Genomic DNA, 6,868 nt, shown 5'->3' on the forward strand with positions numbered 1-6,868 from the left:
GCGGTCTGCTGGTACATCGGGTGGATCAGGTCCAGCATCTTGATGATGCCGTACGGGCGCAGGTCGAAGTGGGCACGGATCAGCTTTTCGATCTGTGCGTCCGGAATCTTGCCGGTGCCGAAGGTGGTGACCGAGATCGAGGTCGGCTCGGCCACGCCGATGGCGTAGGAAACCTGCACTTCGCACTTGTCGGCCAGGCCAGCAGCGACGACGTTCTTGGCGACGTAACGGGCAGCGTAAGCAGCCGAACGGTCAACCTTGGACGGGTCCTTGCCGGAGAACGCGCCACCACCGTGACGGGCCATGCCGCCGTAGGTGTCGACGATGATCTTGCGACCGGTCAGGCCGCAATCGCCCACCGGGCCGCCGATCACGAAGATACCGGTCGGGTTGATGTGCACCTTGTTCTTCGGCAGCTTGTCCAGCCATGCCTTCGGCAGGACCGGCTTGAGGATGTGCTCGCGCACGGCCTCGATCAGGTCCTTCTGCTTCACGCCCGGGTCGTGCTGGGTCGACAGCACCACGGCGTCCAGACCTTCGATCTTGCCGTCCTGGCCGTAACGCAGGGTCACCTGGCTCTTGGCGTCCGGGCGCAGCCACGGCAGCGGCGAATTCTTCTTCTTGCGGACCTTGGCCTGCTGCTCGACCAGACGGTGCGAGTAGTAGATCGGCGCCGGCATGTATTCCGGGGCTTCATTGCAGGCATAGCCGAACATCAGGCCCTGGTCACCAGCGCCTTGCTCTTCCGGCTTCTTGGCCTTTTTGTTGGTGCCGTCAACACCGGCAGCGATATCCGGCGACTGCTTGCCCAGCATGTTGATGATGGCGCAGGTGTGGCCGTCGAAGCCGACGTTGGAGTTGTCGTAGCCGATTTCGTTGATGACGTTGCGGGTCAGTTCTTCGATATCGACCCACGCCGAGGTGGTCACTTCACCGGCGACAATTGCCGCACCGGTCTTGACCAGGGTTTCGCAGGCCACGCGGGCGCGCTTGTCCTGGGTCAGGATCGCGTCCAGCACCGCATCGGAGATCTGGTCGGCAATCTTGTCCGGATGGCCTTCGGAGACCGATTCGGAGGTGAACAGGTAGCTGGACATCGGGCTATATATCCCTTGATTCGGATGGAAAGATGGGCGCGAATGATACACGGTCGGCCCCTTGACGGAATAGTGCAGGTGCAGTTGTTTCCATCCGGTTAAGGCGGGGTCACCAAATTGCCGCAAATCCGCAACCGGGCTGCCTTGTCGCGGGCGCAGGCTGCCGGCCAATGGGCCGACAGGGAGACTTTGCCATGCAACGGATCGAGCATCGCCTGCAACAGCGCTATCCCGATTGGTTCCACGGTCCGCGCGGGCATCTGGCCCGGCCGTTGTTGCGCACAGTGGGGCGCTGGTCACGTTTTGAGCAGATGGATGCCTTCCTGCAGCGCAGTGCCGGGCTGCGAGGCTTCGCCTTTGTTGGCGCCGCGCTGGGCTTCCTGGATGCCGCCTACGCGGTGGAACCGGCGGCGCTGGCCCGTATCCCGGCAACAGGCCGGCTGCTGATCGTTGCCAACCATCCTTCCGGCGCACTGGATGCGCTGGCGCTGCTGGACGCGGTGGGCAAGGTACGCAGCGACGTGCGGATCATTGCCAATGACATGCTGTTGGAGCTGGAACCCCTGCGCGAGCTGTTGCTGCCGGTGCGCATCCTCGGTGGCCGTGCCCAGCGCGCCAGCCTGCAGGCAGTGGAACAGGCGCTGCAGGCCGAGCAGTGTGTGATCGTGTTCCCGGCCGGGGAGGTCTCGCGGCTGTCATTGCAGGGCATCCGCGATGGCCGCTGGAACCGCGGTTTCGTCAGGTTTGCGCGGGCTTGCCAGACGCCGGTGTTGCCGGTGCGGGTACAGGCGCGCAACTCGGCGCTGTTCTACGGCGCCTCGGCGGTGTTCAAACCGGCCGGGACCGCCCTGCTGGCAAGGGAGATGTTCGCCCGCCGCAAGCGGCCATTGCGCCTGCAGGTGGGTCAGTTGATGCAGTTGGGCGACGATCAGGCGCCCGCGCAGCAACTGCAGGCCGTACGTGACGCGCTGTATGCGCTGGGCAAGGCACAGCGCGCTGCCGAGCAGGGCGAGACGGTGCCGGAGCCCTTGGCTGAAGCGGTTGCCGCCGCGCAGGTCGCCGCCGCCATCGAGACCGCCGACCTGCTGGGCTGCACCGGCGATGGCAAGCAGATCCGCCTTGCCCGCTGTGCCGCCGGTTCGCCCTTGCTGCTGGAGCTTGGCCGGCTGCGTGAACTGACCTTTCGCGCGGTGGGCGAGGGTACCGGCCGCAGCCGTGACCTGGATGACTTTGATCCGCACTACCAGCACATCGTGGTCTGGGATGCTCCGGCACAGCGCATTGCCGGCGCGTACCGGGTCATGCGCGGTGCGCCTGCGCTGGCCCGTCACGGCTTGCAGGGCCTGTACACGGCAGGCCTGTTCCGATACTCGGACGATGCCATCCCGCGCATCGCCGAAGGCCTGGAGCTTGGTCGCAGCTTCGTGGTGCCCGATTACTGGGGCAGCCGTAGCCTGGACTATCTGTGGCAGGGTATCGGCGCCTATCTGGCGACCCAGCCAGGTATCCGCTACCTGTTTGGTGCGGTGTCGATCAGCGCTGCACTACCGCGCGATGCGCGCGAGCAGTTGGTGGCCTACTACCAGCAGTACTACGGCGCCGGTCGTACGCTTGCCGAGTCAAACCGCCCGTTCCAGTACTTTGCCGCGCCGCCGAGTTTCGGCCAGTTGGATGCACAGGCTGCGTTTGATGTGCTCAAGGCCAACCTGGCGTCCCTGGGGGCCAACGTCCCCACCTTGTACCGGCAATACACGGACTTGTGCGAGCCCGGCGGCGCCCGCTTCCTCGCCTTCGGGGTGGACCCGGACTTCAGCGATTCAATCGACGGTCTGATCGAAGTCGACCTGCAGGCAATCCGCCCGCACAAGCGAAAGCGCTATCTGCGCGATGCCGGGGCAATGGCATGAACGCGGTGCCGGTATTGCCGCCGTATCGGCGCGCGGTGTTCATTTCCGATACGCATCTGGGCGCCCGCCATTGCCATGCGGCCGAGTTGGCGAAATTCCTGGCCGGGCTGCGCTGTGCTCGCCTGTACCTGGTGGGGGATATCGTTGATCTGTGGTGGTTGGCGCATAAACGTGCCAGTTGGCAGCACGCGCATAACGAGGTGATCGAAGCGCTGCATGCCTTGCGCCGCGCCGGCACCGAGATCATCTACATCCCCGGCAACCACGATGCGCCGTTGCGGCGGACATGCGGGTTGATGCTGCCGGCCATGCAGGTGCGCCGGCGCGCCATCCACACGACTGCCGACGGCCGGCGTCTGCTGGTGGTGCATGGGGATTACGACGGCATCACCCACTACGGCGGCCTGCAGGAACGCTTTGGCGACTGGCTGTACTACCGCATCCTTACCGGCAATCGCCTGCTCAATGCGGCGCGGCGTCGCCTCGGCATGCGTTACTGGTCGCTGTCGGAGTTCCTCAAGCGACAGAGCGGTGCGGCCGAGCGCTATATCGAGCGCTTCGTGCAGGCGGGGTTGGATGATGTGCGCAGGCGTGGGCTGGACGGCATTGTCTGTGGGCATATCCATCGGGCCGCGCTGGTCGAGCGCGACGGCCTGGTTTATGCCAACGATGGCGACTGGGTCGAAAGCCTGACCGCACTGGCCGAAGACCCGGACGGCAGCCTGCGGCTACTGGATCATTCCGGTCGCAGCCTGGCGTGCCTGCCGGGCGCGGTGCTTAGCCAAGGCCAGCCCCAGGCGGCCTGAGCCGACAGCCCGCGCTGCTGCTTGCTAGCATCGGCGCATGGATTCCCTCAGCCAGATCGTTCTGGGCGGTGCGATCGCCGCCGCCATCACCCCCGCCGCGCATCGCCGCGCTGCCTTGCTGGCCGGCGCGGCCTTGGCCACGCTGCCAGACCTGGACGGGCTGCTGATCATGGCCTTCACCGACAATCCGGTGAGCCTGATGACGGTGCACCGCAGCTTCAGCCATTCGCTGTTCGTGCTGCCGTTGCTGGGCACGCTGATCTGGTGGCTGTATCGACGCTTTGGCCATGGTCGGGTGGCGCAGGCACCGGTGCGCTGGTGGTGGGCCATCGTGCTGGCGCTGGTCACCCATCCGCTGCTGGATGCCTTCACCGTCTACGGCACACAACTGTGGTGGCCACTGACGCCCCCGCCGACCATGTGGTCCAGCGTCTTCATCATCGACCCGCTGTATACGGTGTGGCTGCTGATTGCCTGCGGTATTGCCTGGTTTGCGCGGGCACGGCCGCTGGCGCAACGCGCGCTGGTGGCGGGATTGGTGTTGAGCACCGGTTATCTGGGGTGGTCATTGATTGCCAAGGCGCAGGTTGACCGCGTTGCCGCGCAGTCGTTGGCACATATGGGGCTAGCCGACGCGCCGCGCTTCTCGGTACCGATGCCGTTCAATACCTTGCTGTGGCGGGTGGTGGCGATGACCCCGCAGGGCTATGTGGTCGGTGATCGTTCGCTATGGGCCGATCACGGGCCGATGCAGTTTGAAGGCTATCCATCGAACGTGCAGGCGCTGCGGCAAGCCGCCGTTGTTCCAGCCGTGCAACGGCTGGAGTGGTTCAACCACGGCTTCATGCGCGCACAGGTAGTGGATGGTGAGCTGGTGCTGAGCGACCTGCGCATGGGCCTGGAGCCGGACTACAACTTCAACTTCGCCGTTGCCAGCGAACGCGATGGCCAGTGGCAGGCGATGCCGCCACGGCAAGTGCAGCCTGCGTATCGGCAGGCCGGCAACCGCGATGTGCTCAAGCAACGTTTGGCGCAGATGTGGCAGCGTATCTGGCAGGCGCCGGTGGCAACCGGCGCTGCCACCACTCAGTAGACCGTGGCACGGGCCTGCACGAAGGAATAGAAGAACACCGCGTTGGGGTCGTTCTGCACCTGGGTGAACTCGGCACGCATGCCATCCACGGTGGCCTGGTCGACCTTGCCCGCCTCCAGCAACTGTTCAGCGGCTGACAGCAGCAGCTCTTCCCACAGCGCGAACATCACCTTGCGCCGCGCCGGCTCGCGGTTGTCCAGGTGTACGGTCTTGGTCTGCGTCTGCACATCGCGGAAGCCGCCGGCCAGCAGCAGGTTGCCCAGCTTGGCGCCGACAAACGGGTCGCCACCGCTGTCGATCTGGAAGTCGTTGAAGGCCATCCAGTAGCGCCACAGGTTGGGCGAATACGGGTCGAGCAGGAACGAAGCGTTCATCACCTCGGTGACAAAAACCGGCGAGCCAGGGCTCAACACGCGCCGTACTTCGGCCAGCGCCCGGGCGGGCGAGGGGATGTGTTCCAACACCCAGCACAGGAAGGCGCCGTCAAAGCTGCGCGGCTCGAACGGGAGATCGCTAGCGTTGGCGCGTTGGAATTCGGCGCGTTCGCGCAGCCACGGCATTTCAGCCAGATGGGCATTGGCGGCGGCCAACTGGCGTTCGTTGAGGTCGATGCCGGTTACCCGCAGCTCCGGGAAGCGGCGCAGCAGGATCTCGGTCTGCGCACCTACGCCGCTGCCCACTTCAAGGATGTGGCGGGCATTGCGGAAGTCGATGTCATGGAAGATCGCCGGCTCGAACAGCCGCGCCTGTTTGCGCAGGCGTGCCTGTTCGGTGGCGGAAAAACCATGCAGGTAGGGGAAGTCGTTGAGGGTCATGGGGCAGCGTCGTTCAGTAAGCCCGGAAGTATCGCCAGCCCACGTTATTGCGGCGCATGCGCAACGGAACCCAGCATTGCGGTGGGCGGGGCAATCCAGATGCAGCAAGGCCTGCAACGGGCGCGTTGCTTATAGCCGTTGGTTCTCAGCGCGCGGCTCCGGGCCGGGAACAGTCCGATCGGCCCGGGGGAACGCAAAATGTGCATTTGTTGCGAAAATGAAACGAATCATTGAAATTTGGGTAATTGTTCCAATTTTGCCGACAAATACAATGGCAGCCATCAAGCACGGATCGGCTGTGACGCCGGTCTGCTTATCCCTCCAAGGAATCGATCATGAGCAGCCAAGTCATTTCCCTCTTCAAGAAGCGCCGTTCCCAGTATGCCCTCGGCAAGAATGTGCCGATCAGCCAGGACGAAACCTCCGAACTGATCAAGCAGGCTATGCGTGAAGCCCCCTCGGCCTTCAATGCGCAGTCCTCGCGGGCACTGATCCTGTTCGGCGCCGAAAGCCAGAAGTTCTGGGAACTGACCAAGGACGCGCTGCGCAAGATCGTGCCGGCCGATGCCTTTGCGGCGACCGAAGGCAAGCTCAACAGCTTCGCCGCCGGTGCCGGCACCGTGCTGTATTTCGTCGATACCGACGTGGTGAAGAGCCTGCAGGAGCAGTTCGCCTTGTACGCCGACAACTTCCCGGTGTGGGCTGAACAGTCCAACGGCATGGCCCAGTTCGCGGTATGGACTGCATTGGCCGACGCCGGCATCGGCGCCAGCCTGCAGCACTACAACCCGCTGGTGGACGAGGCCGTTCGCAAGGAATGGAACATCCACGGCAACTGGCAGCTGCGTGCGCAGATGCCGTTCGGGTCCAACGAAGCCCCGTTCGGCGAGAAGAACTACATGGAAGACGAAGCCCGCTTCAAGGTTTTCGGCTGATCCAGGGCGGCGCGGTTCTCTCCCCCGCGCGCTGCCTGCAGTCGAAAGGACCCGCCAGGAACCTCTGGCGGGTTTTTTTTGTCAGTAAACGCGAAAGGCATCTCCAAACAGCGTCGCCGGCCGGTAGTGCCGAGCCATGCTCGGCAGAAGCTTTCCCGACAAACCCACCGGGTAGTGCCGAGCCATGCTCGGCAGAAGCTTTCCCGATAAACCCA

At 64.4% G+C, this 6,868-nt stretch carries 6 protein-coding genes; 4 read left to right on the plus strand and 2 right to left on the minus strand.

Annotation, left to right across the window (positions count from 1 at the left end):
- On the minus strand, positions 1-1,097 hold a 1,097-nt coding region (gene metK, locus RT460_RS19275), incomplete at its 3' end, for a methionine adenosyltransferase (RefSeq protein ID WP_313321338.1).
- Between the two features lie 194 nt (positions 1,098-1,291).
- Between metK and RT460_RS19280 the strand changes: the two genes are divergently transcribed.
- The 3 genes from RT460_RS19280 to RT460_RS19290 are packed head-to-tail and all read left to right on the plus strand — an operon-like array spanning position 1,292 to position 4,903.
- Entirely contained in the window at positions 1,292-3,004 is a 1,713-nt protein-coding gene (locus RT460_RS19280; protein WP_313321339.1) for a lysophospholipid acyltransferase family protein, read from the plus strand.
- Entirely contained in the window at positions 3,001-3,810 is an 810-nt protein-coding gene (locus tag RT460_RS19285; protein WP_313321340.1) for a UDP-2,3-diacylglucosamine diphosphatase, read from the plus strand. The genes RT460_RS19280 and RT460_RS19285 overlap by 4 nt, the downstream gene beginning before the upstream one ends.
- 37 nt (positions 3,811-3,847) lie before the next feature.
- The gene (locus RT460_RS19290) at positions 3,848-4,903 is read left to right on the plus strand and encodes a metal-dependent hydrolase (RefSeq protein WP_313321341.1); all 1,056 of its coding nucleotides are present in this window, start codon (positions 3,848-3,850) and stop codon (positions 4,901-4,903) included.
- Here RT460_RS19290 and RT460_RS19295 read toward each other — a convergent pair.
- On the minus strand, positions 4,897-5,718 hold the full coding sequence (locus RT460_RS19295; protein ID WP_313321342.1) for a methyltransferase domain-containing protein: 822 nt from the start codon (positions 5,716-5,718) through the stop codon (positions 4,897-4,899). The two genes, RT460_RS19290 and RT460_RS19295, sit on opposite strands and share 7 nt — an antisense overlap.
- A gap of 335 nt (positions 5,719-6,053) precedes the next feature.
- Here RT460_RS19295 and RT460_RS19300 point away from each other — a divergent pair, with 335 nt between their 5' ends.
- A complete protein-coding gene (locus RT460_RS19300) occupies positions 6,054-6,653 on the plus strand; it encodes a nitroreductase family protein (protein WP_313321343.1) in 600 nt (199 codons plus the stop codon).
- The last annotated feature ends 215 nt before the right edge of the window (positions 6,654-6,868 follow it).

The sequence above is a fragment of the Stenotrophomonas sp. genome (assembly GCF_032061965.1).
Taxonomy (GTDB): domain Bacteria; phylum Pseudomonadota; class Gammaproteobacteria; order Xanthomonadales; family Xanthomonadaceae; genus Stenotrophomonas.

What these genes read in the sequence shown, in the direction of transcription:
- RT460_RS19280 (WP_313321339.1), top strand. Translation starts at nt 1,292, where the DNA reads ATGCAACGGATCGAGCATCGCCTGCAACAGCGCTATCCCGATTGGTTC.
- RT460_RS19285 (WP_313321340.1), top strand. Translation starts at nt 3,001, where the DNA reads ATGAACGCGGTGCCGGTATTGCCGCCGTATCGGCGCGCGGTGTTCATT.
- RT460_RS19290 (WP_313321341.1), top strand. Translation starts at nt 3,848, where the DNA reads ATGGATTCCCTCAGCCAGATCGTTCTGGGCGGTGCGATCGCCGCCGCC.
- RT460_RS19295 (WP_313321342.1), bottom strand. Translation starts at nt 5,718, where the DNA reads ATGACCCTCAACGACTTCCCCTACCTGCATGGTTTTTCCGCCACCGAA.
- RT460_RS19300 (WP_313321343.1), top strand. Translation starts at nt 6,054, where the DNA reads ATGAGCAGCCAAGTCATTTCCCTCTTCAAGAAGCGCCGTTCCCAGTAT.